22 protein-coding genes are annotated in these 24,078 nt (G+C 69.2%); 8 read left to right on the forward strand and 14 right to left on the reverse strand.

The window, feature by feature from the left end:
• Positions 1-52: 52 nt before the first annotated feature.
• The 5 genes from hydA to AC1D2H_RS05070 are packed head-to-tail and all read right to left on the reverse strand — an operon-like array spanning position 53 to position 7,172.
• A complete protein-coding gene (gene hydA / locus AC1D2H_RS05050; RefSeq protein ID WP_478010121.1) occupies positions 53-1,501 on the reverse strand; it encodes a dihydropyrimidinase in 1,449 nt (482 codons plus the stop codon).
• The gene (locus AC1D2H_RS05055; protein WP_478010122.1) at positions 1,498-2,967 is read right to left on the reverse strand and encodes an NCS1 family nucleobase:cation symporter-1; all 1,470 of its coding nucleotides are present in this window, start codon (positions 2,965-2,967) and stop codon (positions 1,498-1,500) included. Before AC1D2H_RS05055 ends, hydA begins: the two co-directional genes overlap by 4 nt.
• A gap of 18 nt (positions 2,968-2,985) precedes the next feature.
• Entirely contained in the window at positions 2,986-4,488 is a 1,503-nt protein-coding gene (locus AC1D2H_RS05060) for a CoA-acylating methylmalonate-semialdehyde dehydrogenase (protein ID WP_478010123.1), read from the reverse strand.
• Positions 4,489-4,498: 10 nt separating this feature from the next.
• Complete coding sequence (gene preA / locus AC1D2H_RS05065) at positions 4,499-5,806, reverse strand: NAD-dependent dihydropyrimidine dehydrogenase subunit PreA (protein ID WP_478010124.1); 1,308 nt, start codon at positions 5,804-5,806, stop codon at positions 4,499-4,501.
• Positions 5,799-7,172, reverse strand: coding sequence for an NAD(P)-dependent oxidoreductase (locus AC1D2H_RS05070; protein ID WP_478010125.1), 1,374 nt, complete (start codon positions 7,170-7,172; stop codon positions 5,799-5,801). Before AC1D2H_RS05070 ends, preA begins: the two co-directional genes overlap by 8 nt.
• 106 nt (positions 7,173-7,278) lie before the next feature.
• On the opposite strand from AC1D2H_RS05070, the gene AC1D2H_RS05075 reads away from it, so the two are divergent.
• From AC1D2H_RS05075 to AC1D2H_RS05095, 5 genes are read left to right on the forward strand one after another with little or no spacing between them, the layout of a single operon-like run.
• Complete coding sequence (locus AC1D2H_RS05075) at positions 7,279-7,911, forward strand: TetR family transcriptional regulator C-terminal domain-containing protein (protein WP_477927760.1); 633 nt, start codon at positions 7,279-7,281, stop codon at positions 7,909-7,911.
• Positions 7,908-8,366: a nuclear transport factor 2 family protein gene (locus AC1D2H_RS05080; protein ID WP_478010126.1), complete on the forward strand. Its 459-nt coding sequence runs from the start codon at positions 7,908-7,910 to the stop codon at positions 8,364-8,366. The genes AC1D2H_RS05075 and AC1D2H_RS05080 overlap by 4 nt, the downstream gene beginning before the upstream one ends.
• A 60-nt stretch (positions 8,367-8,426) precedes the next feature.
• Positions 8,427-8,840, forward strand: coding sequence for a helix-turn-helix domain-containing protein (locus AC1D2H_RS05085; protein ID WP_477927764.1), 414 nt, complete (start codon positions 8,427-8,429; stop codon positions 8,838-8,840).
• Positions 8,837-9,196 (forward strand): VOC family protein, encoded by a 360-nt coding sequence (locus AC1D2H_RS05090; RefSeq protein WP_477927766.1) that lies wholly within the window; start codon positions 8,837-8,839, stop codon positions 9,194-9,196. Before AC1D2H_RS05085 ends, AC1D2H_RS05090 begins: the two co-directional genes overlap by 4 nt.
• 37 nt (positions 9,197-9,233) lie before the next feature.
• Positions 9,234-9,527: an antibiotic biosynthesis monooxygenase family protein gene (locus tag AC1D2H_RS05095; RefSeq protein WP_478010127.1), complete on the forward strand. Its 294-nt coding sequence runs from the start codon at positions 9,234-9,236 to the stop codon at positions 9,525-9,527.
• Here the strand turns inward: AC1D2H_RS05095 and AC1D2H_RS05100 are convergent.
• Genes AC1D2H_RS05100 through AC1D2H_RS05110 form a run of 3 tightly spaced genes read right to left on the reverse strand, consistent with a single transcriptional unit; the run spans position 9,524 to position 12,527 of the window.
• Positions 9,524-11,383, reverse strand: a complete 1,860-nt coding sequence (locus tag AC1D2H_RS05100; RefSeq protein ID WP_478010128.1) for a sensor domain-containing diguanylate cyclase — start codon at positions 11,381-11,383, stop codon at positions 9,524-9,526. The two genes, AC1D2H_RS05095 and AC1D2H_RS05100, sit on opposite strands and share 4 nt — an antisense overlap.
• A 53-nt stretch (positions 11,384-11,436) precedes the next feature.
• Positions 11,437-12,033, reverse strand: coding sequence for a NepR family anti-sigma factor (locus AC1D2H_RS05105; protein WP_478010129.1), 597 nt, complete (start codon positions 12,031-12,033; stop codon positions 11,437-11,439).
• Positions 12,030-12,527 (reverse strand): RNA polymerase sigma factor, encoded by a 498-nt coding sequence (locus AC1D2H_RS05110; RefSeq protein ID WP_478010130.1) that lies wholly within the window; start codon positions 12,525-12,527, stop codon positions 12,030-12,032. The genes AC1D2H_RS05105 and AC1D2H_RS05110 overlap by 4 nt, the downstream gene beginning before the upstream one ends.
• 66 nt (positions 12,528-12,593) lie before the next feature.
• On the opposite strand from AC1D2H_RS05110, the gene AC1D2H_RS05115 reads away from it, so the two are divergent.
• On the forward strand, positions 12,594-13,892 hold the full coding sequence (locus AC1D2H_RS05115; protein ID WP_478010131.1) for a S8 family serine peptidase: 1,299 nt from the start codon (positions 12,594-12,596) through the stop codon (positions 13,890-13,892).
• A gap of 109 nt (positions 13,893-14,001) precedes the next feature.
• Entirely contained in the window at positions 14,002-14,763 is a 762-nt protein-coding gene (locus AC1D2H_RS05120) for a hypothetical protein (RefSeq protein ID WP_478010132.1), read from the forward strand.
• A gap of 42 nt (positions 14,764-14,805) precedes the next feature.
• Here AC1D2H_RS05120 and AC1D2H_RS05125 read toward each other — a convergent pair whose 3' ends face one another.
• The 6 genes from AC1D2H_RS05125 to AC1D2H_RS05150 all read right to left on the reverse strand — a co-directional run bounded on the left by AC1D2H_RS05125 (position 14,806) and on the right by AC1D2H_RS05150 (position 20,932).
• A complete protein-coding gene (locus AC1D2H_RS05125) occupies positions 14,806-15,591 on the reverse strand; it encodes an ABC transporter permease (protein ID WP_478010133.1) in 786 nt (261 codons plus the stop codon).
• Entirely contained in the window at positions 15,588-17,681 is a 2,094-nt protein-coding gene (locus AC1D2H_RS05130) for an ATP-binding cassette domain-containing protein (RefSeq protein WP_478010134.1), read from the reverse strand. The genes AC1D2H_RS05125 and AC1D2H_RS05130 overlap by 4 nt, the downstream gene beginning before the upstream one ends.
• An 8-nt stretch (positions 17,682-17,689) precedes the next feature.
• Positions 17,690-18,358, reverse strand: coding sequence for a hypothetical protein (locus tag AC1D2H_RS05135; RefSeq protein WP_478010135.1), 669 nt, complete (start codon positions 18,356-18,358; stop codon positions 17,690-17,692).
• Entirely contained in the window at positions 18,355-19,242 is an 888-nt protein-coding gene (locus tag AC1D2H_RS05140; RefSeq protein WP_478010136.1) for an ABC transporter ATP-binding protein, read from the reverse strand. Before AC1D2H_RS05140 ends, AC1D2H_RS05135 begins: the two co-directional genes overlap by 4 nt.
• Entirely contained in the window at positions 19,239-19,628 is a 390-nt protein-coding gene (locus AC1D2H_RS05145; protein ID WP_477927787.1) for a GntR family transcriptional regulator, read from the reverse strand. The genes AC1D2H_RS05140 and AC1D2H_RS05145 overlap by 4 nt, the downstream gene beginning before the upstream one ends.
• A gap of 101 nt (positions 19,629-19,729) precedes the next feature.
• The gene (locus AC1D2H_RS05150) at positions 19,730-20,932 is read right to left on the reverse strand and encodes an HD-GYP domain-containing protein (RefSeq protein ID WP_478010137.1); all 1,203 of its coding nucleotides are present in this window, start codon (positions 20,930-20,932) and stop codon (positions 19,730-19,732) included.
• A 437-nt stretch (positions 20,933-21,369) separates the two neighbouring features.
• Here AC1D2H_RS05150 and metH point away from each other — a divergent pair, with 437 nt between their 5' ends.
• Positions 21,370-24,075, forward strand: coding sequence for a methionine synthase (gene metH, locus AC1D2H_RS05155; protein WP_478010138.1), 2,706 nt, complete (start codon positions 21,370-21,372; stop codon positions 24,073-24,075).
• Positions 24,076-24,078 lie beyond the last annotated feature (3 nt).

Consider the following 24,078-nt stretch of genomic DNA (forward strand, 5'->3'; position numbering starts at 1 on the left):
TGACGCGCCCCCTCGGGGGGCAGAGAGCGAAGCGAGCGTGGGGGCTTCATTTTCATCGAGCGACGGCGGTAGGAGCCAGGTCGTGGGCGCGCTTGGCCGCGGCATCGAACTGCGGGCCGAACGGCGGGCGCTTCAGATAGCGGCCCTTGCCTTGCTCGGCGCGCAGCTCGCCGCGGGCGAACACGAGGCGGCCTTGCGCGATCGTGTGGCTGGCAATGCCGCGCACGGTGCGGCCCTCGAAGATGTTGAAGTCGTTCCTGGAGAACTGCGTCTTGGCGCTCAGCGTCTTGATGCCGGCCGGGTCCCACAGCACGAGGTCGGCGTCCGACCCTTCAGCGATGACGCCCTTGCGCGGGTACATATTGAAGAGCTTGGCCGCGTTGGAAGACGTGATGGCGACGAACTCGCTGGGCGTCAGGCGGCCGGAATTGACACCAGCGTCCCACAGCACCGCCATGCGCTCCTCGACGCCACCGCAGCCGTTGGGGATCTTGGCGAAGTTGTCGATGCCGGCGGCCTTCTGGCTGGCGCAGAAGGTGCAGTGGTCGGTCGCCGTCGTGTGCAGCTGGCCGCTCTGCAGGCCGCGCCACAGGAACTCCTGGTGGATCTTGGGCCGGAAGGGCGGGCTCATCACATAGGCGGCGGCCTTGGCGAAATCCGGATCGCGGTAGACGCTGTCGTCGATCAGCAGATGGCCGGCCAGCACCTCGCCGTAGACGCGCTGGCCGCGGGCGCGCGCACGGGCGATCGCCTCGGCGCTCTCGATGCAGCTGACGTGCACGATGTAGATGGGCACGCCCAGCACATCGGCAATCGCGATGGCGCGGTTGGCGGCCTCGCCTTCTACCATCGGCGGGCGGCTCAGCGGATGACCCTCGGGGCCGGTGATGCCCATCTTGGCGACCTCGGCCTGCAGCAGGTAGACCAGCTCGCCGTTCTCGGCGTGCACGGTTGGCATGGCGCCGAGTTCGAGGGCACGCTTGAAGCTGTTCACCAGCGTCTCGTCGTCGCACATGATGGCGTTCTTGTAGGCCATGAAGTGCTTGAAGCTGTTGACGCCTTCCTCGCGCACCAGCGTGCCCATGTCGGCATGCACCTGCTCGCTCCACCAGGTCACGGCGACGTGGAAGGCGTAGTCGGACGCGCTCTTCTCGGCCCAGCCGCGCCACTGCCGGTAGGCGTCCATCAGCGGTTGCTGCGGGTTGGGGATGACGAAGTCGATGATGGACGTCGTGCCGCCCGCCAGGCCCGCCGCCGTGCCGCTGAAGAAGTCGTCCTGCGTGACCGTGCCCATGAAGGGCAGCTGCATATGCGTGTGCGGGTCGATGCCGCCGGGAATGAGGTACTGGCCGGTGCCGTCCAGCGTCGTCGTGCCGGCGGGCGCTTCGGTGACGGCGCGCTCGCCCATCGCGGCGATGCGGCCGTCGACACAGAGCACATCGGTGCGGGATTCGGCATCGGCATTGACGACGACGGCGCCGCGGATCAACAGGGAAGTCATGTCGCGCTCCTCGTGAGCGGTTGGGGTTGGGTCTTGCCGGCCATCAGTGCGCCATAGACGATGGCGGCAAGGGCAAGACCGGCAAACCAGGCGTACGTGTAGATGGCCTTGAAGGCCGCGCCGACCTCGGGGAAGGCGGCCGGGAAGGCGGCGTTCAGGAAGCCGGGGATGTTGGGCGCGACGCCGACGGCGAAGGCGATGACGGCGGCGATGTTCCAGCCACCGCGGTAGCTGTAGCGGCCGCCTTCGCGGTAGAGCTCATCCACCGACAACTCGGTCTTGCGCAGCACGTAGTAGTCGACGATGAGGATGCCGGCGACCGGCCCCAGCAGCGCCGAATAGCCGATCAGCCACGTGAAGATATAGCCCTCGGTCGAGGCCAGGATCTTCCACGGCATCATGACGATGGCGATGCCGGCCGTCAGCATGCCGCCGGTCTTGTAGCTGATCTTGCCCGGCGCCAGCGCCGAGAAGTCATAGGCCGGGCCGACGAGGTTGGCTGCGAGGTTGACGCTGACGGTGTCGATCAGCAGCACGATGAGGGCGATCAGCACGGCGGCACCCGTCATGCGGCTGGCCACGTCCACCGGGTCCCACAGCGCCTTGCCGTAGATGACGACGGTGGCCGAGGTGACGAACACGGCCAGCGCCGCCAGCAGGCCCATGGGCAGCGGCAGGCCGATGGCCTGGCCGATGAGCTGGTCGCGTTGCGTCTTGGCAAAGCGCGTGAAGTCGGGGATGTTCAGCGCCAACGTCGCCCAGAAGCCGACCATGGCGGTCAGCGAGGGCCAGAACACGGCAGAGAACTCGCCGGCCTTCTTGCCGCCTTCCACGAACGCCGAGGGCTGGTCGAGGATGGGCCCGAAGCCGCCGGCCTTGTCCCAGGCCCACCACAGCAGCACGAAGCAGATGACGATCTTGATCGGTGCCGTGTAGGTCTCGAGCTTGCGGATGGCCTCGATGCCGTGCACGACGAACCAGAACTGCAGCGCCCAGAACAGCAGGAAGCAGCCGAGCTGCGCCGGGTTGATGCCCAGGCCCGGCAGCGGATCACCGGTCAGCGGATGGCCGATCAGCACGCCGGCCAGCGTGTAGATCATCTGGCCGCCGAACCAGGTCTGGATGCCGTACCAGCCGCAGGCCACCAGCGCCCGCAGCAGGGCCGGCAGCCGCGCGCCCTGGGTGCCGAAGGAGGCCCGCGCCAGCACCGCATACGGGATGCCGTATTTGGCGCCAGCATGGCCGATCAGCAGCATGGGCACCAGCACGATGAGGTTGCCCAGGAAGACCGTGCCGACGGCCTGGCTCCAGCTCATGCCCGACTCGATGAGGCTGGCCGCCAGTGTGTAAGCCGGGATGCACATGACCATGCCCACCCACAGCGCCGCAAAGTGGTACCAGCGCCAGGTCCGCTGGGCAGCGGTCGTCGGGATCAGGTCCGGATTGCTCAGCGTGGGGTCGGTCATGGGCAGCGTCCTTGCGGTTCAGGTGTTCTGCGGGAAAGCAAATTGCGGGCCCTTGGGCAGGCTGTCCGGCCAGCGCTGCATGACGGCCTTGTGCTTGGTATAGAAGCGCACCGCCTCGGGGCCGTAGGCGTGATGGTCGCCGAACAGGCTGCGCTTCCAGCCGCCAAAGCTGTTGAAGGCCATGGGCACCGGCAGCGGCACGTTGACGCCCACCATGCCGACCTGGATGTGGTGCACGAACTCGCGCGCCACATGGCCGTCGCGGGTGAAGATGGCCACGCCATTGGCGTACTCATTGGCCTCGATCAGCGCGAGCGCGGCGGCCAGGTTGGGCACGCGCACGACGCAGAGCACCGGCCCGAAGATTTCCTCGGTGTAGCAGCTCATGTCGGCCGACACGCCGTCCAGCAGCGTGCCGCCGACGAAGAAGCCGTCTTCAAACCCGGCCACGCGATGGCCACGGCCATCGACGACGGCCTTGGCGCCGGCCGCCACGCCTTCGCCGATCAGCTTCTCGACGCGCTGCTGCGAGGCGCGCGTGATCAGCGGCCCCATCTCCATGCCGGCACCAAATCCCTCGCCGATCTTCAGTGCGGCGACCTTGGGCGCGAGTGCGGCCACCAGCGCATCCGCTGCATCGCCCACGGCCACGGCCACCGAGATCGCCATGCAGCGCTCGCCGGCCGAGCCATAGGCCGCGCCCATCAGTGCGTCCACGGCCTGTTCGAGGTCGGCGTCGGGCATGACGACCATGTGGTTCTTGGCGCCGCCCAGGGCCTGCACGCGCTTGCCGTGGGCCGAGCCGACCTTGTAGATGTGTTCGGCCACGGGCGTGGAGCCGACGAAGCTGACGGCCGCGATGCCGGGGTGGGCCAGGATGGCGTCGACGATGTCCTTGTCGCCCTGGATGACGCTGAACACGCCGTCGGGCAGACCGGCGTCCTTCAACCATTGCGCCATCAGCAGCGACGCCGACGGGTCGCGCTCGCTGGGCTTCAGGATGAAGGCATTGCCGCAGCCGATGGCCAGCGGATACATCCACATGGGCACCATGGCCGGGAAGTTGAACGGCGTGATGCCGGCCACGACGCCCAGCGGCTGACGCACGCTCCAGGCGTCCAGGCCCCGAGCGATCTGCTCGGTGTACTCGCCCTTCAGCAGTTGCGGCATGGCAGTCGCGAACTCGATGTTCTCGATGCCGCGGGCCACTTCGCCCAGCGCGTCGGGCAGGGTCTTGCCGTGCTCGCGTACCAGCGCGCGGGCCAGCTCCTCGCGCTTGTCCTGCACGATGGACAGGAACTTGAACAGCACGCGCGAGCGGGCCAGGGCCGGTGTCTGGGCCCAGGCCTTGGCGGCCTTGGTGGCGCTGGCCACGGCGGCGTCCAGGTCGGCGACGCTGCCCAGCAGCAGCTTGCCTTGCACCGCGCCGGTGGCGGGGTTGTAGATGTCCTGCTGCCGGTCGCCATTGCCGCGGTTGATGGCCCCGTTGATCCAGTGTGCAACTTCGTAGTGACTGCTCATTTCAATTCCTTCAGGCGCAGCCCGAACGCATGGGGTTGTTCGGGTGCGTGGTCCAGTTGGCATAGCTGCCGTCGATGACGCGGCCGGTACGGGCGTCCGTCTCGCCGGCTTCCAGCTTGCGCATCGTGATGGTGCCAGGGACGGGACAGATCGACACGCAGAGATTGCAACCGACGCATTCGGCGTCGTTGACCTCGAAGTGGCGCTGGCCGTTCTTGGTCGCGAAGATGGCCTGGTGGGAGGTGTCCTCGCAGACGACGTGGCAGCGCCCGCACTTGATGCAGCTGTCCTGGTCGATGACGGCCTTCTCGACGTAGTTCAGGTTGAGCTGGTTCCAGTTCTTCACGGTGGGCACGGCGCGGCCCTGGAAGTCGGCGATGCTCTTGTAGCCCTTCTCGTCCATGAAGGTGTTCAGGCCCGAGCACATGTCCTGCACGATCTTGAAGCCATAGACCATGGCGGCCGTGCAGACCTGCACCGTGCCGCAGCCCATGGCGATGAACTCGGCCGCGTCGCGCCAGGTGGTGATGCCGCCGATGCCGCTGATGGGCAAACCGGCCGTGGTCGGGTCGCGGGCGATCTCGGCCACCATGTTCAGTGCGATCGGCTTCACGGCCTGGCCGCAGTAGCCGCCGTGCGAACCCAGGCCGTCGGTGACCGGGCTCATGGTCATGCGGTCCAGGTCCACACCCATGACCGAGTTGATGGTGTTGATGAGGCTGACCGCATCGGCGCCGCCGGCATGCGCAGCGCGCGCCGGGAAGCGCACATCGGTGATGTTGGGCGTCAGCTTCACGATGACGGGCATCCTCGTGTGCTTCTTGCACCACTCGGTGACCTGCTGGATGTACTCCGGCACCTGGCCGACGGCCGAGCCCATGCCACGCTCGCTCATGCCATGCGGGCAGCCGAAGTTCAGCTCCACGCCGTCGGCACCGGTGTCGGCCACGCGCTCGAGGATGGCCTTCCAGCTCGCCTCGTTCACCGGCACCATCAGCGACACGATCATGGCCCGGTCGGGGAAGTCGCGCTTCACGCGCTTGATTTCGTCCAGGTTGGTCTGCAGCGGCCGGTCGGAGATCAGCTCGATGTTGTTGAAGCCGATGACACGGCGGTCCTGGCTCCACAGCGTGGCGTAGCGCGGGCCGTTGACGTTGACGACCGGTGGGTCCTCACCCAACGTCTTCCAGACCACGCCGCCCCAGCCGGCCTCGAAGGCGCGGCGGACATTGATCTCCTTGTCGGTCGGCGGCGCCGAAGCGAGCCAGAAGGGATTCGGGCTCTTGATGCCCAGGAAGTCGGTGCTCAGGTCAGCCATTCGAGGCCTCCTTGTCCATGTGACGGGCGGTGCTCAGGCCCAGGGCGCGGTCGATGCTGACGGCGGCGCGCTTGCCGTGTTCGACGGCTTCCACGGTCAGGTCTCTGCCGCCGGCGCGGCAGTCGCCACCGGCCCAGACGCGGGCCAGGCTGGTCTGGCCATCGGCGTCGGTCTTGATGCGGCCGGATTGCAGTTCGATGCCGGCGCCCGCGGGGGCCGCCTCATAGGTCTGGCCGATGGCGCGCAGCACCATGTCGGCCTCGATGAAGAACTGCTCGCCGGTGTCGACCAGCTTGCCGCCTTCGAGCTGGGTGGCCGCGAAGCGCATGCCGCGCAGCGCGCCGCCTGCCGCCTCGACGGACAGGGGCCGCGCCCAGCAGCGGATGGCCACGCCGTTGGTTTGAGCCCAGTGCTGCTCGTGCTCGGAGGCCGACAGGCCGTCGGGCCCGCGGCGGTAGACCATGGTCACCTGCTCGGCGCCCAGCAGCCGGCTCTGCACGGCGGCATCCACGGCCGTCATGCCGCCGCCGATGACGACGACCTTGCGGCCCACGGTGACGATCTCCGGTGCGCTCTGGCGCAGTTCGGCGATGAAGTCGACGGCGTCGCGCAGGCCGGTGACCTGCGGCTCGGCAATGCCCAGTGCGTTGACGCCGGCCAGGCCCAGGCCGAGGAAGACGGCGTCGTACTCAGCCAGCAGGCCGTCGAGGGTGATGTCGCGGCCGAGTCGACAGTTCAGCTTGGGCGTGACGCCGCCAATGCTCAGCAGCCAGTCGATCTCCTTCTGCGCAAAGCCGCCGGCGACCTTGTAGCTGGCCAAGCCGTATTCGTTCAGGCCGCCGAGCTTGGGCGCCGCGTCGAACAGCACCACGTCGTGGCCGCGCCAGGCCAGGCCGTGCGCCGCAGCCAGGCCGGCCGGGCCGGCACCGACGACGGCAATGCGGCGGCCCGTCGGCATGCCGCGCTCGAACAGCGGCTTGGCTCCGGGATTGGCGAAGTGACCCTCTACCGCATAGCGCTGCAGCATGCCGATCTCGACCGGCTTGCTTTCGTTGGTGTTGCGCACGCAGGCCTGCTCGCACAGCACCTCGGTCGGGCAGACGCGGGCGCACATGCCGCCCAGCGGGTTGGCCGTCAGGATGGCCTCAGCCGCGCCGCGCACATTGTCCTGCGCCACCCGCTGGATGAAGCTCGGGATGTCGATGCCCGTGGGGCAGGCCGTCTGGCAGGGCGCGTCGTAACAGTAGTAGCAGCGCTCGGCCTCGATCAGCGCCTGCGTGCGGTTCAGCGGCGGATGGGCGTCGGCAAAGTTGCTGGCGTACTCATCGGGCGTCAGGCGCCCGGATTTCAAGTCGGCAAGGTCCACGGGAATCTCCCAGGCGAAAACAGGCAAACATTACTACCCTGTAAAACTTGACCGAAGCGTAAAAACCCGCAGGGCCGGCTTGGTGCGCCCCGTCAAAATGCGCGCCATGACCGACACCGCGACCGTGACGCGCACCCCGCGCGCCGCCACCCTGCGCAAGCAGGAGGCCATCCTTGCCGAGGCCGAACGCCAGTTCGCCCGCTTTGGTTTTGAAGGCGTCAGCCTCGACAGCATCGCGGCCGTGCTCGATCTGTCCCGCCAGAACCTGCTCTACCACTGGCCCAGCAAGGAGGACCTCTACCGCGCCGTGCTGGACAGCGTCATGGGCGAGTGGATGGCCAATATGAACGCCATCACCGAGGCCGACGAACCCGAGGGCGCCATCCAGGCCTATGTGTCGGCAAAACTACGTTTCAGCCGGGATCGGGCCAGCGGCAACGCCGTTTTCACGCGCGAGATCATGGCCGGCGCGCCGCGCTACCAGGACGTGCTGAAGGCCCAGGTCATGCCGCTGCTGCATGCCGACGTCGAGCGCTTCGAGGGCTGGGCCGATGAAGGCTTGATCCGGCGTGTCGACTTCACCCATCTGATGTTCCTGATCTGGTCGTCCACCCAGGCCTATGCCGACCTCGGGCCGCAGTTTTCCCTCTACATGGGCAAGCCGGCGCTGGACGATGCCGACTTCGAGGCCGCACGCGAGTTGATCACCAGCCTGATCTGGCGCAGCCTCAAGCCATGAGCACGCGCCGTGTCGCCCTGGCGGCGTTGATGCTGGCGACGGCTGCCTTCGCTCATGCCGCGCCGCCCCCCAAGTTGCTGGCTCAACTCAAGGCCCAGTCCGACGCCTGGGACCAGGCCATCATCAAGAAGGACCGCGCTGCCATCGAGGCGAACATGGCCGCGGACTTCCGCCAGATCGATGGCCGCGGCAACATCGAGACCAAGGCCAGCTTTGTCGAGGGCCTGGTCTCGCCCGACCTCGTCATCGACCCCTACACCGTCGAAGACTTCGAGGTGCGCGTCTACGGCGACACGGCCCTGCTCAGTGGCCGCACGCGCATGACGGGCAGCTACGAGGGCCAGGCCTTCAAGAGCCACTACCGCTACATCGACATCTACGTGAAGCGCGGCGGCGCCTGGAAGATCGTCAGCGTGCAGATCAGCCGCATCCCCGAGCCCGACAAGGCGCCCTGACCGGGGGATCGCACCAGTTTCTGCGCGAGGCCGGCGAGGCCCGCGCTTAAGCTGGGCGCCATGGTCCTGCACACCCTGCTCGCCGACACCCTGGCCCGCCGCCGCGCCGTCAATCCGGCCTATTCGCTGCGGGCGCTTGCGCAGTCGCTGGGCGTGCACCACGCCACGCTGACGCGCCTGCTGGCCGGCCGCACCGTCGCCACCGGCCGCTGCGTGCAGCGCCTGGGCCGGCGCCTCGGGCTGGCCGACGACGAGATCGCGCAGCTCGGCCTCGCCGAGGCCCGCCGCGGCGTCTGCCGCGCCATCACGCGGCGCGATTTCCGCCCCGATTCCCGCTGGCTGGCCGCCATGACCGGCCTGCCGCTGGACGCCGTCAACGTCGCGCTGCAGCGCCTGCTGGTCGACCGCGTGCTCGTCATGCGCAGCCGGGGCCACTGGCAACTTCAATCCCCCCTCCAGGAGACTCAACGATGAATGCACCCGTCACTCACTGGCAGATCGTCACGCCCGACCCCGAGCGCGCGGCGCAGTTCTACGGGCGCGTGTTCGGCTGGGCCATCACGGCCCACAACGCCATGGGCTATCGCGAGATCCCGGCCGCGCCGGGCGGCATCCCCGGCGGCATCTGGCCCGCGCCGCCCGGTGCGCCCAGCAGCGTGCAGGTTTTCGTCAGCGTGCCCGACGTCGCGGCGACGCTGTCTACCGCCACGGCCCAGGGCGCCACGGTCATCGTGCCCGTCACGGCGCTGCCGGATGGCGACGTGATGGCCGTGATGCTGGACCCGCTGGGGCTGGCGGTCGGTCTGATGCAAGACCACAAGTCGGCCTGAACGCGCGGGGCATGGCAGACATGGCAGAGTTCAGACCATGATTCTCGAAATCGCCGACTTCCGCATCCTGCCCGGCCAGCAGGCCGCCTTTGAAACCGCGCTGCAGCTGGGCATCGCCGAGGCGCTGTCGCAGTCGCCGGGCTTCATCCGCGCCAGCGTGCAGCGCGGCCTGGAGTCGCCCGAGCGCTATGTGCTGCTGGTCGAATGGCAGACGCTGGAAGACCATATGCAGGGCTTCCGCAACGGGCCGCTGTTCGCCGTCTGGCGCGCTCACATCGGCAGCTTCTTCGCCAGCCCGCCGAGCATGGAGCACTTCACGGCGGTGCTCTAGGGCGGCGGGTCCGCGTCCTCGGCCATCACCCAGCGGCCCTTGCCGGCGCGCTTGCCGGCCAGCATGGCCTGGTCGGCACGGGTGATCAGCGTGTGGGCGTCCCTGCCATGGCGCGGATACATGGCCACGCCGATGCTGATGCCGATCCGGGCCGAGCCGCCGTTCGGCAGCGCAAACGGCGCCTCGAAGGCGTCCAGCAGCCGGTTCAGCGCATGCCTCTCGTCGGCGAGCCCGCTGAGCTGGTTGAGCACCAGCACGAACTCGTCGCCGCCTATGCGTGCCACCACGTCGTTGATGCGCACATTGGCGAGCAGGCGCTCGGCGGTGGCGCGCAGCACCGCGTCACCGGCGTCGTGGCCCTGGTTGTCGTTGACGGCCTTGAAACCGTCCAGGTCCAGATAGCAGACGGCCAGCCAGCGCTCGTTGCGCTCGGCATCGCGCAGCAGCAGGGCCAGGCTCTCCTGCAGCAGATGGCGGTTGGGCAGGCCGGTCAGCAGGTCGTGGAAGGCTTGGTGGCGGGCCTGCTCTTCGCTTTGCTTGAGGGCCGTGATGTCCAGCATCAGCCACAGCGACTCCCCATCGGGCAGGGCCGTGCCGCTGAGGTCGATCCAGATCGCGCTGCCGTCCTTGCGCCGCATGCGCAGCTGGGTGCGGTAGCTGCGCAGGGCCTCCAACTGCTGGTAGGAGCGGCCGACCAGAGCAAAAGACTCGTCGTCGAGATAGAGCAGGCGCGCGGGCTGGCCGCTCAGCTCGCCGGGCGCGTAGCCGAACAGCAGGGCCAGGGCGGCGTTGTGCCAGGTCTCCTGGCGGTCGCGCATCCTCACCATCGCCACCAGCTCGTTGTCCAGCAGGGCGCCGCGTTCGGCGGCCAGCAGTTCGACGCGGCTGCGCTCCTTCACCTGCCGGGCCTGGGCGCGGTAGATGAAGACAGAGAAGGCCAGCAGCAAGGCCTCCAGCAGCAGCAGCAGCGCGGCCAGCACCATGACCTCGCGCCGCCAGGCGGTGAAGAAGTCGTCGGTGGCCAGGCCGACCAGCAGCAGCATGGGGTAGTCGGGCACGGCCTCGTAGGCGGTGACGCGCTCGATGCCGTCCAGCACCGTGCGCGTGACAAAGCTGCCTCGCTTCGGGTCCAGCGCCAGCGCGGCGCGCAGCTGGTCGGACACCCTGGCCGTGCCGGTGCCGGCCTCGGGGTTGACGTCCTGCGGTGAATGTCGCGCGATCAGCTGCAGCGTGCCCGAGCGCAGCGTCACGGCGCCCTGGGGGCCGACGTCGGCGCGCCTGAAGTCGTCGCGAAAGCGATCCGTCTTGACGCTGGCGTAGACCACGCCCTGGAAGCTGCCGTCCGCTGCCATGCGGGCGCGTGCGATGGCCAGGCCCCAGCCGCCGATGAGACGGCCGCGCACCGGCTCGGACACCACCGTCCTGGTCGGCTCGGCCTTGGCGGCCTGGAAGTAATCGCGGTCGGCCATGGACACGCCGGGCCTGTCACCGGGGTTGAGCACCAGGCCGCTGGCGTCGGTCACGCGCAGCGCATCGATGGTGGGCACCAGGGTGCGCTGCTCCTCGGCAACGCGCGCCAGCTCCCGCAGGTCTGCCGGCCCCTTGCTCAGCAACTCGTCCAGCCGCTTCAGCGTCGTCTGCAGGCTGTTGTCCACCAGCTTGAGCCCTGCACTGACGCTCTGGCTCAGCGTCTGCGCCAGATTGGCCGCGGTCTGGCGCGCACGCGCCTCATGCGTCTGGTGGCTGGCGTAGGCGACCTGCCATGCGACCCCAGCGAGCATCGCCAGGATGACGAGGTTGCCGAGAATCAGATAGCGCTTGAAGCGCAGCAGGCTTGCGGAGATTCGCCAGGGCATGCAAAGGCAAAGGTTGGGCCGGCTGCGTCATGCTAGCCCGGCAGGGCTGATTCTCAGCGCCAGCCGGCGTCGCGTGCGGCCTTCTCTTGGTCGGCGTTCAAGGCCTCGCCGGCCATGGTGCTGTCGATGGCGGCCAGCACCGAGGGCGGCAGGCTGCTGGCCGCCTGGCGCATGCCGGTGCTCGCGGTGCTCGTCGCCGCGACCTGCTGCAGCGCCCAGGCGCCATCCGCTTCACGGCAGGCCAGGCCGGCCGAGGCGTTTGTCGAGAAGCTGCGGCAGTAGCGGCCGTCCTTGGCCTTGAAGCTGACCTGCACGGCCACCGCGCGGCCGGGAGCGCTGGCGAGCTGGGTGTCCAGGGCCTGGGCGATGACGCCGCTGGCGACCAGACGCTCATCGCCGCCGGCAGGCGGCGGCAGCCGCATGCCGATCAGCGTGCCCAGCACCAGCGTCGCCGCCATGCCGCCCCAGGCCATCCAGTTCGACATCGAACGGCGCTGGGCGCGCACGGCGCCGAGGTCCACCACCTGGGCAGCGGGCTCGGCCAGCAAGGCCTTGAATCGGTCGGGCACGGGCTCGTTCAACACGTCGCCGAAGGCGGCCGCCATGCGCGCCCGCTCGGCCTTCAACAGCTCTTCATCATTGCGGCTCATGGCCACTCTCCCACCAATTCCTGCAGCGCCTCGCGGGCGCGGGCGAGGCGGCTCGTGACGGTACCGACCGGCACGCCCAGCGTCTGCGCCGCTTCCTGGTAACTCAGGCCTTCCACCAGCACGAGGCCGACGATGGCGCGGTGCTCGTCGCTCAACTTCGCCACGGCCCTGCGCACGAGGATGGCATCGAGCTGCGATCCCGTCACAGCGCCGTCGCCGACATGCTCGCCTTCCTCCTCGGGCAGGAAGGTCTGGCCGCGTCGCTCGCGGGCCCTCAGTTCATCGATCCAAGCGTTCTGCATGATGCGAAACATCCAGCTGTCCAGACGCGTTCCAGGCGTCCACTGGTCGGTGCGGGTCAGGGCCTTCTCGATGGCGACCTGCACGAGGTCGTCGGCGTCTTCGCGGGAGTGGGCCAGCGTGCGGCCGAAACGGCGCAGCCGCGGCAGCAGGGCGGCGATCTCCTGGCGAAGTTCGGGAAGGTTTTCGGGCATCGATACCGGGACAACGGGCGAGGCATGGATTTTCTTCCCGCTGTCGCTCGTTATCCTCACAAAGCCATGAAACAAGCCGTCTTCGCCCTGTCGATCGCCGCCGCGCTGACTGCGCCGGCCCAGGCCCAGCTGCGCCTGCCGCAGCTGCCGGGAGTGCAGCGCCTGCCCGGCGTCGTGGATCGTGTGGTGGACCGCGTCGTGCAACCCCTGCCCGAGCTGCTGTCGTCCGCCACGCAGCTGGTGGACCTGCGCCTGACGACCGTGCGCGACCTGCTGCAGCGCCATCCGGATGTCGTCGAGGCCGATCCGCGCGGCGAGCTGATCCGCCGCCGCGAGCTGGTGCTGCTGTCGCCCAGCGAGGCTGCGTTGGCGGCGGCGACGGCCCTGGGCCTGGTCAAGCTGCGTGAGGAGGCCTGGCCCGAGCTCGAGCTGCGCGAGGTCGTGCTGCGCGTGCCCGCGGGCCTGGACACGGCCGAGGCACTGGACAGGCTGCGCGCCGCCCAGCCCGGGCTGCAGGCCGATTTCAACCATCTGTATTCACGCAGCGGCGAGGTGACAAAGGCCGCTGCGGCCACCGTCCCGGCACAGCGCGGCCCGGTGCGCGTGGGCCTCATCGACGGCGGTGTGGACCGCCGCCATGCGGCGCTGCGCCATGCCGCCGGCCCCAGCTTCGGCTGCGGTGGCAGCGCCGTGGCCAGCGAACATGGCACTGCCGTCGCGTCCCTGCTCGTCGGCCGTGATCGCGGCTTCGCCGGCGCGGCGGTGAAGGCCGAACTCTTCGCCGCCGACGTCTATTGCGACAAGCCGGATGGCGGCTCGGCCGAGGAGGTCGTGCGCGCCCTGGCCTGGATGGCGCGCGAGCGTGTCGCCGTCATCAACCTCAGCCTCGTCGGGCCGCAGAACCGGCTGCTGGAGCAGGGTGTTGCGGCCTTGGTGAAGCGCGGCCATCTGCTTGTCGCGGCGGTCGGCAACGACGGCCCGGCCGCGCCGCCGCTGTTCCCGGCGTCCTATGCCGGTGTCGTCGGCGTGACCGGTGTGAACCCGTCGCGCCGCGTGCTGCCCGAGGCGGCGCAGGGGGCGCAGGTGCTGCTGACGGCGCCGGGCGCCGATGTCGCGGTGGCCCGCAGTGGCGGCGACTATGGCATCGCGCGCGGCACCTCGTATGCCGCGCCGCTGGTGGCCGGCCTGCTCGCTTTGGAACTGCGCGAACCCGACCCGGCGGCCGCTGCTGCGGTGCTGGAACGCCTGGCTGCCTCGGCCATCGACCTCGGCGCGCCGGGCCGTGATCCGGTCTATGGCCGCGGCCTCGTCGCCGAAGACCTGCGTGTGGTGCCCGAGCAGTTGCAGGCGCGTCAGGCGCGCTGATACACAAGCTTGCATCTCGGCGGGGAAGGATGTTTCGACGGTGCTCGTTGTACTCAGTGAAAGGGCCGGAATCGCTGGCTCTTCTGATCCAACCACCCGGAGATTCATCATGTCTGCAACCCGTCGCACCCAAGTTCTTCGCACCACGCTGAGCATTGCTGCCGTCGCGGCTGGCCTGCTCGCCGCCAATGCCCACGCCGGCCTGCTCGGCGGCGGTGGTGGCGGCCTCACCGGTGGCTTGACCGGCGGCCTGAACGGCGCGCTGTCGCCGCGCCAGCTCGACGTCGGCGGCAAGGCCAACGGCTCGGCCAATGCCGAGGGCTCGCTGATCAAGGGCACGGTCGACAAGACCAAGGGCGCCGTGGGCGGTGTCAAGGACACGGCGGCCGCCAAGGTCGGCGAGCTGAAGACCGCCAGCGAAGGCGCCAAGGATTCGCTGGGCAATACCGTCGGCAACGCCTCGGGCAGCGCCGATGGCAGCCTCAGCGGCGCGCTGAACGGCACGGCCAACGGCGTCAGTGGCAGCCTGGCTGGCCAGGGCAGCGGCGCGCTGGATGGCGCGCTGAAGCAGGGCGACACGCCGGCCGCCACGACCCCGGCAGCACCCACCACGCCGACGGCCACGGCACCGGTGACCCCCGCGGCGCCGGCTGCGCCCACAGCTGCCACGACACCCGCCAAGCCTGCTTCGCCGCTGACGCTGGGCGGCAACGCCAACGGCAACGCCAGCAAGCAGGACCTGGGCGGCAGCGCCAGCGGCCAGGCCGCCGGCCGCAAGGCTCAGGCCGAAGGCAGCGCCGCGGCCAAGGCCTCACGCACCGACAACGGCGTCGCGCTGAACGCCTCGGCCGACGGTTCGGCCAAGCGCTGATCCACGGCGAGGGATGGGGCGGCCTGCGGGCCGCCGTTTCCTTCAGCCGCGCCGCTTCAGCCGGTGCAGGGCGATGCCGCTGCACAGCACCGTGAAGCCCAGCAGCACGGCGAAGGCCATCTCCGGGCCGATCCAGCGGAACTTTTCGACGCCGCCGGCGGCGAAGACGAGCTGGTTGAGATGGAACTGCGGCCAGTACGGCGCCTGGAAGTACATCGACTTGGGCAGCGGGAAGAACACGCCCGACAGATAGAGGCCCGGCAGATAGAGCAGGTGGGCATAGGCGGGCGCGGCGGAGCCGCTGGCCAGCGCACCCACCATCAGCCCGAGCGCGCAGAAGGGGATGGCGCCCGCCACCAGCACGGCGCTCATGGCGGCGAGCTGGCCGGCGCTCAAAGCCGCCTGGCCGCTGACGGCGGTGACGACGAGGATGGGCAGATAGGCGATGGTGCCGGTCACGATGCCCGCCACGATCTTGGCCGTCAGCCAGGCGCCGGGCGGCGCGGGCTGGGCGCGCTTGAGGGTCAGCAGGCCCAGCTCGCGCTCCAGCGCGATGGAAGGGCAGGTGGCGAACACCGCGGCCATGGTCACGGCCATCAGCGAGAAGCCGGCGAACATGAAGCGCGCGGTGTCCGGGTCCTTGGCCGCCTGCTCGCCGGCCACGGCGAAGGCGAACAGCAGGTAGAGGGCCACCGGCAGCACGAACATCGGCAGCGCGAAGGCCGGCGCGCGCAGCAGGCGCAGCAGTTCGAGCCGGATTTCGACGACGTAGGGCGAGGCCGCGCGCCGCGGCGGCGCCAGCTCCAGGGGGTGGGTCAGCGTGGTCATGCGGCCTCCTGTGTCAGGGCGTTGAATGCATCGTTGAGCCCGGCCTGCTTCACTTCCAGGCGCGACAGCGTGGGATCGGCCGCGAGCAGGCGGCGCACGACGGCTTCGGCGTCGGTGGCGACGATGGCGAGCTGGTCGTGATCGCAGCACACGTCCACCACGCCCGGCCACTGGCTCACATCGCCCGGCACCAGCGTGGTCTCGCAGCGGATGTGGCGGCGCGACACCAGCGCGCGCATCTCGGCCACGCTGCCCGAGGCGATGACGCGGCCCTTGCCGAGCACGGCGACGCGGCTCGCGAGAGCTTCCGCCTCTTCGAGGTAGTGCGTCGTCAGCAGGATGGAGCAGCCCTCGCGCAGCAGCGCCCGGATGTTGTCCCACATCAGCTCGCGGGCCTGGATGTCGAGGCCGACGGTGGGCTCGTCCAGGAACAGCACCTTGGGCCGGCCGCAGATGGCGATGGCGAACTGCACCTGGCGCTTCTGGCCGCCCGAGAGCTTGCCGTAGGGGCGGCTCGCGAGGGCCGTGATGCCGGCGCGCGCCAGCGTGTCCTTCACGCTCAGGGGGTTCGCGTAGTAGCTGGCCGACAGGGCGACGAGCTCGTGGACCTTCAAGTCCTTGGGCAGCTCGACGTCCTGCATCATGACGCCCAGGCCCTGGCGCCGCGCGATCTCCTGCGGCGAGCCGCCGAGCAGGCGCACGAGGCCGGCGTCGGCGTCATGCAGGCCCAGCCACAGCGAGATGGCGGTGGACTTGCCGGCGCCATTGGGGCCGAGCAGCGCCAGCAGTTCGCCGCGCTTGAGCTGCAGGTCGACGCTGCTGAGCGCCTCCAGCTTGCCATAGCGCTTGGACACGCCGCACAGCGAGGCGACGACCTCGTCGTCCGCGGGCATCTCGACGGGCGCCGTGGCGGCACGGCGCGGGTAGATGCGGCCGTTGAGCAGCTTGCCGATGAGCGTCGAACGGACGAGGAAGTGATAGCTCAGCAGCAGCAGGGCCAGGCTGGCGACGACGACGAAGGGGTACTTCAGGCTCCAGTGCAGCGGCCAGTCGCCCACCCAGACCTGCAAGGCGGCGACGACCGGCAGGTGGGCCAGGTAGATCCAGTAGGACGCATCGGCCACATAGCGCCGCGCCGGGCTGTGGCCGGACAGGAAGCGCAGCGCCGCACCGGTGATGGCGAAGCTCCAGCCCCAAGCCGAGGCGACGAAGGACAGCGTGAAGATCAGCTTGGGTTGGGCGGGCATGCCGAAGACCGGCTGGGTCTTCAGCACGTAGAGGCAGACGGCCGAGGAGGCGATGGCCAGCGCCAGATGCACCAGCCAGCGCCCGCGCAGGGCCGCCAGTGCGTCGGGCGCGCGCTGCACCAGCCAGCCGAACGCGAAGGCCGTGCCATAGCCCAGCGTGGCAGGCAGCTGCGGGATCAACGACTGGTCGGGCGTGGGGATGCCGGCCCAGGGCATCCACATCGGCAGCGCCAGCAGGCAGGACGCCAGCGGCAGGCCCAGCAGCAATGCACCGGCGGGCCAGCGCAAGGCGCCGGTCGTGAGGCGGTCGACGAGGCCGCGCAGGGTCTGGTGGCGGTCCAGCTTCGCGACGAGGCTGCGCACGCCCAGCGCACCGGCGTACAGCCACAGCAGCTGGTAGAGGAACCACAGGTGGAACAGCGGCAGCGCGCCGAAGGTCTTGGGCATCTCGGGTGGTGCGGGGGGCGTGCCGTGGAAGACCTTCCGCATGCCGAGCGACCACACGAAGATGATGGCGACGAACAGCAGTGGCCAGCCGACGATCAGCGGCACGGCGATGCGCTTGCCGCGGTTGGCCCAGAAGCCGGCCGTGCCCAGGCGCTGGTGCAGCAGCCGCGCGAAGAAGCCGGCGATGAAGAAGAAGAGCAGCATGCGGAAGCTGTGCGCCACGAAGCTCGCGTCGGCGAGGAACGGGCTGGGCGAGTTGTCGTTCATGGCCCACAGGCCGGGCGGCATGCCGGGGATGAAGGACAGCATCGCGTGGAAGGCCACGCCCAGCAAAAGGGCAAAGCTCCGCACTGCGTCGAGGGCGTGCAGCCTCTCGCCGTTGGGTTGGGAAGTCATGAGCGCTCCTAGAGGAAGTCGCGCCGTCTTGCGGCGATGAACAGGGGCAGGGAGAGGGTCAGCAGGGTCAAGGCCAGTTCGGCAGCGAGCAGCTGCCAGAAGGCGGCATTCCAGACCGGGGCGGCCGCCTGCGTGTACTGGCCGATGGCGGGGATGCGGCCTACGCCCATCATGAACAGCGAGATGGACATATTGGTCAGGATGATCAGGCCGCCCATGCCGGCTTCGGAGGCGATGTGCAGCGCGCCGCACAGCACGATCGAGAAGTTCAGCAGCATGAAGACGCACAGCAGCACCGCGTAGGGCAGCAGGCCGTCCGGGATGCCCGGCATGACGAGGATGAGGGCCAGCGAGCCGGCACTCAGCAGGCCCCAGGGCAGCAGGAAGCAGGCCAGCAGGCCGAGCAGCTTGGCGCGCACATAGTCGCCCGGCGACAGCGGCAGGCTGAGCATGAAGAGCAGGGAGCGCTCCTTGCGCTCGGTGGCGATGCCGAACAGCGCCAGCATGACGCCCAGGGCGATGATGGCCGTCAGCCAGACGATGAAGCCGATGTTGAAGCCCACCTCGCCGGCGCTGGCGCTGAGCAGGCCGGCGAAGCCCGCGGCGGTGCCGCCCACCAGCAGCCAGCGGAACAGGTAGAGCTCCTTGATGACGAGCTTGCGCGTGAGCGGATTCATGGTGTGCGGGCCTCGCGGCTGTGCATGACGGTGGCGACGAAGACCTCTTCCAGGCTCATGCGGTGCACTTCCTGCACGGGCGCGCCGAGGCGGGCGAGGAAGTCGTCGCTGAAGCCGTCGACGGTCAGCGTGATGTTGGGACCGTCGACGTCGCGGTGGACGATCTCCGGCAGCTTCCAGTCCGGCAAACCGTCGGGCAACCTCAGCCGCAGCGTGCGCCAGCGTTCGAGGTAGTCCTCCTTGTTGTTCGACGCGACGACGCGGCCGCGGTCGATGAAGGTGATGCGGTCGGAGATGCGCTCGACGTCCAGCGTGTTGTGCGACGAGAACAGGATGGAGCGGCTGTCGTCGCGCAGCACGTCCATGAACTCGGTCAGCAGTTCGTGCCTTGCGACGGGGTCCATGCCCGAGGTGGGTTCGTCCAGCACCAGCAGGCGCGGGCGGCGAGCCAGGGCCAGCAGCAGCAGGGCCTTGGCCTGCTCGCCGGTGGACAGGTGCTTGGCCATCTGCCCCGCGTGCAGGCCGAAGCGCTTCAGCAGCCTGGCGGCATAGGCCGCGTCCCAGCCGGGGTAGAGGGACGCGACAAAGTCCATATGCCAGGCCAGCGTCGCCTGCGGCAGCAGCTTCATGTCGTCGCTGACGAAGCCGACGTCGGCCTTGGCCACGGCCTGCTGGCGTGGCATCTCCTGGCCGAGCAGGCGGATGCTGCCGGCGTCGGGCGTCAGCAGGCCCATCAGCAGCCGGATGGTGGTGCTCTTGCCGGCGCCGTTGGGGCCGACGAGGCCCATGATCTGGCCCTGCTCGAGGTCGAGGGACACGTCCTCCAGCGTGAAGAAGCGGAACGCCTTGCGCACGCCCTTCATGTCGATGGCTTTCGCGCTCATTGCGTGGGCTCCTGGGTGTTCAGCGCATCGCGCAGTCGGGCTATGAGGTCGGGCTCGGGCATGGCCAGCGAACGGGCGATCTCGCTGGCTGCGGCGAGGTGGGTGTCGAGCTGGGCCAGGCGCATGTCCTTGGCCAGTCCCTGCGCATCCGCCACGAAGGAGCCCTTGCCGTGGCGGGTGACGATGACGCCTTCGGACTCCAGGTCCAGGTAGGCGCGCTTCACGGTGATGACGCTGACGCGCAGGTCGGCGGCCAGCGCCCGGATGGAGGGCAGCTCCTGCCCCGCCGGCCAGTCGCCCGCGGCGACGCGCTGACGGATCTGCTCGACGATCTGCAGATACATCGGCCGGGCGTCCGTCTGGGAGATGAAGAGACTGCTGTGCATAATGTGTATACACAGAATATATGCACAGTCGGGCGAAAGCAAGCGTCTGAATGAAAAGAGCGGCCCGAGGGCCGCCCTTGCTGCGCGAAATCAACCGCCGGTTAAAGCTTCAACAGCGCTTCCAGATTCACCCGCAGCTTGAACTCCGCCGGCGCCAGGCTGGCCGTGATGGCCTGGGCCGCCAGGCGCGTGTCGCGCGGCACCGGGTTGCTCAGTGGGCTGCCGCTCTTGCCGATCAGCGCGGCCACCAGCGGCTCGTTGGCGCTGAAGCCGCGCTTGAAGACCAGGCCGACCTCGCCATTGGCCAGGCGCACGATGCTGCCGGGCGGGTAGAGGCCGACGGTCTTGATCAGGGCCGCGCCAGCCTCGTCGGGCTGGCCGAGTTCATCGAGGAAGACGGCGCGCGCCGCCGCGGCGCCGCTCATGGCCGCGCGGCTGCGGCGGGGCGACAGCCGCGCGCCGAAGAGGTCGATGCGGCGCAGCAGCCGCGCCAGCTTCTCGCCGTCGCTGCGGCTGCCGAGCGGGCCGGGGCCGGCTTCGTGATGCAGGCGCACGGCGGTCAGCCAGACGGGGTCGGTGACGCCGACCTGGGCCAGGCGCTGCGCGGCACGGTCGCCGTGGGCGGCCAGGGCCTGGCGCTGGGCGGGTGTGGCGGCGTCGACCTGGGCGGCCAGGCGGTCATGCGCGGGGCCGGCGCCGTAGTTCATCGTCAGCGCGGCGCCCTGCAGCGCGGCGCGCACCTCGGGCGGCAGCTGCATCTGCTGCGCGACGAGGTCGCAGAGCAGCAGCGTCAACAGGGCATGGCGGGCGCTGTAGTCGCCGAACTCCTGGCTGCTCTCGAAGACGAGCAGCATCAGCGTGGCATCCGGGTGGGCGTGCAGGCGCTTCAGCGCGGTGTCGCGCAGCAGCGTGAGGCGGGCTTGAAAGTCCGCCGGGTCGGCTTCGCGCAGCAGGCCATGGGTGTGCAGCAGCAGGTCGGACCAGGCCTCGCGCGGGCCCAGCTCGACCTTGCTCGGCACCAGGGTGTCCAGCCGGAAGCTGCCGTCGGCCTTGGCGATGTCGGACAGCGACACGTCCTGCATGACCATGGTGTCCAGGCGGTGGGCCAGGGCGCGCTGGTACTCCATCGTGTCCGAGGAGTTCACCCAGGCGCCGCCGTCGACGAGGCCGCGTACCAGTGGCGAGTCGCGCAGCACCTGGCCGCGCGCGAACAGCAGCTTGCCGTTGGCGTCGAAGAGGTCGTAGGGCAGGGTCATGCCCAGCCGCAGGGTGCGGGCGGGTAGAGGGATGAGTTCGGAGGCCATGGATTGCGGCATTCTCAACGGCCTTCGGCATGGAAGAGCCGATCTTGAGCGTTGGCGAAGGGGTGGCTGCGTAGAATTCCCGGCTCATCCGAGGAGCGCTGCGAGGGCTGGAGCCTGCTCAAGGCCTCTTCATGGTGCCCGCAAGGCATCCCAGGGCCGCAATCTAGGCGCGGTACGCCGCCCGCACTGATGTGCGGGCAAGTGACGCAACGACGAGTGCGGCCCTGGGATGCCTTGCCCTTCGGGTTGCCCCGCAAAATCAGCGGCTGCGGCGTTGCAAATCCTCGCCGGGTGTCCAACCCGGCTGCGGTTTGCGCCTTGCATCCACTGCCTTTGCGGGGCAACGGGCGCCGTGAAGAGGCCTTGAACAGGCTCCCTCCCCCAGGCTCGGATCGTTTTCCAACGGCGCTCATCGATTTCCCGCGCGAAACGCATCGATGACCACCCCGCCTCCCCTCAAGCTCTCCGGCCTCGAGCCCGTCGCCATCGACGCAGGCAGCCTGTTCGTCAACATCGGCGAGCGCACCAACGTCACCGGCTCCAAGGCCTTCGCCCGCATGATCCTCGCGGGCCAGTTCGAGCAGGCCCTGGCCGTGGCGCGCCAGCAGGTCGAGAACGGCGCCCAGGTCATCGACATCAACATGGACGAGGCCATGCTGGACAGCCAGGCGGCCATGGTGCGCTTCCTGAACCTGATCGCCGGCGAGCCCGAGATCGCGCGCGTGCCCATCATGATCGACTCCTCCAAGTGGAGCGTCATCGAGGCCGGCCTGAAGTGCATCCAGGGCAAGGGCATCGTCAACTCCATCTCGCTGAAGGAAGGCGAGGCCGAGTTCCGGCGCCAGGCCAAGCTCGTCAAGCGCTATGGCGCGGCGGCCGTCGTGATGGCCTTCGACGAAAAGGGCCAGGCCGACACCTTCGCGCGCAAGACGGAGATCTGCGAGCGGGCCTACCGCTTCCTCGTCGACGAGGTGGACTTCCCGCCCGAGGACATCATCTTCGACCCCAATATCTTCGCGATCGCCACCGGCATCGAGGAGCACGACAACTACGCGGTGGACTTCATCGAGGCCACGCGCTGGATCAAGCAGAACCTGCCCGGCGCCAAGGTGTCGGGGGGCGTGTCCAACGTGTCCTTCAGCTTCCGCGGCAACGAGCCGGTGCGCGAGGCCATCCACACCGTCTTCCTGTACCACGCCATCCAGGCCGGCATGGACATGGGCATCGTCAACGCCGGCATGGTGGGCGTCTATGACGACCTCGATGCCGAACTGCGTGAACGCGTCGAAGACGTGGTGCTGAACCGCCGCCCGGATGCGGGCGAGCGCCTCATCGAGATCGCCGACCGAGCCAAGAGCGCCGGCAAGGACGATTCGGCGCGCCTGGCCTGGCGTGCCAACGACGTCAACGCGCGCCTGTCGCATGCGCTGGTGCATGGCATCACCGACTTCATCGACGCCGACACCGAGGAAGCCTGGCAGGCCATCCTGGCTGGCGGCGGCCGGCCGCTGCATGTCATCGAAGGCCCGTTGATGGCCGGCATGAACGTCGTCGGCGACCTGTTCGGCCAGGGCAAGATGTTCCTGCCTCAGGTGGTCAAGAGCGCCCGCGTGATGAAGCAGGCCGTGGCCCACCTGCTGCCCTATATCGAGGAAGAAAAGCGCCTGCTCATCGAAGGCGGCGGCGACGCCAAGCCCAAGGGGAAGATCGTCATGGCGACGGTCAAGGGCGATGTGCACGACATCGGCAAGAACATCGTCACGGTGGTCCTGCAGTGCAACAACTACGAAGTCGTCAACATGGGCGTCATGGTGCCGGCGCGCGACATCCTGCAGAAGGCCAAGGAAGAGGGCGCCGACATCATCGGCCTGTCGGGCCTCATCACGCCCAGCCTTGAAGAGATGCAGCATGTGGCGGCCGAGATGCAGCGCGACAGCTACTTCTCGTCACGCCACATGCCGCTGCTGATCGGCGGCGCCACCACCAGCCGCGTGCACACCGCCGTCAAGATCTCGCCGCACTACGAAGGCCCGGTCGTCTACGTGCCCGACGCGTCGCGCGCCGTGGGCGTGTGCACCGAGCTGCTCAGCGACGACCGCGCCGCCGCCTACATCGCCGAGCTGAAAGTCGACGCCGAGAAGACCCGCCAACTGCACGCCAACAAGAAGCAGACGCCGCTGGTGACGCTGGCCGCCGCACGCGCCAACAAGGCCGTGCTGGACCTGAGCCGCCTGCCGGTCGCGCCGAAGTTCACCGGCCGCCGCGTGCTGAAGAACCTCGACCTCGCCGAGCTGGCCCGCTATATCGACTGGGGGCCCTATTTCCAGACCTGGGACCTGGCCGGCCCCTACCCGGCCATCCTCGACGACGCCGTCGTCGGCAGCGAGGCGCGCAAGGTGTTCGCCGACGCCCAAGCCATGCTGAAGAAGATCATCGACGGCCGCTGGCTGCAGGCCCATGCCGTCTTCGGCCTCTACCCGGCCGCGCGCGTCAACGACGACGACATCGCGATCAAGAGCGAGCCGCCGATGACGTGGCATGGCCTGCGCATGCAGTCCGAGCGCCCCGTCGTCGAAGGCGTGAAGCGGCCCAACCGCTGCCTGTCCGACTTCGTCGCCCCGGAATCGACAGCGGGGGGCGACCACATCGGCATGTTCGCGGTCACGGCGGGCCTGGGTGTCGACAAGAAGGAGGCCGACTTCCTGGCCAGCCACGACGACTACTCGGCCATCATGCTCAAGGCCCTGGCCGACCGCCTCGCCGAGGCCGCGGCCGAGTGGCTGCACGAGCGCGTGCGCCGCGAGTTCTGGGGTTATGCGCCGGCCGAGGCGCTGAGCAATGCCGACCTCGTCGCCGAGAAGTACCAAGGCATCCGCCCCGCGCCCGGCTACCCGGCCTGCCCGGACCATCTCGCCAAGCGCGACATGTTCCGCGTGCTCGCCCCCGACGAGATCGGCATGGGCCTGACCGACAGCATGGCGATGACGCCGGCGGCCAGCGTCAGCGGCTTCTACCTGGCTCATCCCGATGCGGCCTACTTCAACGTCGGCCGCATAGCCGACGACCAGCTCGCCGACTGGGCCGCCCGCTGCGGCCTGAGCGAGGCCGACGCGCGCCGCGCGCTGGCGCCGCTGTTGGGTTAGGTC

Source organism: Roseateles sp. P1_C1_2, from assembly GCF_056406535.1.